The organism is Pseudomonas sp. 05N434 (assembly GCF_056396965.1).
Window position 1 is genome coordinate 1 of the sequence record NZ_JBFTMK010001070.1, and the last position, 532, is coordinate 532.

The following is a 532-nucleotide window of genomic DNA, read 5'->3' on the forward strand; positions in this document are numbered from 1 at the left end:
TCCCCAGGCCGCTACGCAGCGCATGCTCAATGGCCAGTTCATCCGGCTCCCCAGGCCGCTACGCAGCGCATGCTCAATGGCCAGTTCATCCGGCATTGAGGCCAGCCAGGCTTTGCCATTGGCGGTGGCGTAGAGATTGATCGGCTTATCCATGGCTGGCGAATACATAAGCCCTGGCGCAGCGCCTTGGGCCGAAGACAGYCAAGACAAGGTGCCCTCGTTGACCACCGTCAGGCGCACCAACTCTTGGCACTGAACAGCCACTTGCTCAAGGATCGGCTGGACCAACTCAGGCAAACCAATTCCATGCAAATAGCGCTGCCCCAACAGCGCCAGCTTCAGCGTCAAGCGGTATTGCGAGGTGGCTTCATCCTGTTCTGCCCACCCTTGCTCGACTAACTGAGCAAGCACTCGATGAGCAGGCCCCTTTTCCAAGCTCAGCTCGGCTGCGATATCGGACATCCGCATCCAGCGAGCTTCACGTGCCAGCAGCTCAATAGCCTCCAGGCAACGGTCAACAGCACCTTTGACG

General features: G+C 59.3%; 1 protein-coding gene. It reads right to left on the reverse strand.

The window, feature by feature from the left end; genetic code table 11:
- A partial coding sequence (locus AC1DLB_RS31765; RefSeq protein ID WP_477786503.1) for an IclR family transcriptional regulator occupies nt 1-532 on the reverse strand: 532 nt, incomplete at both ends.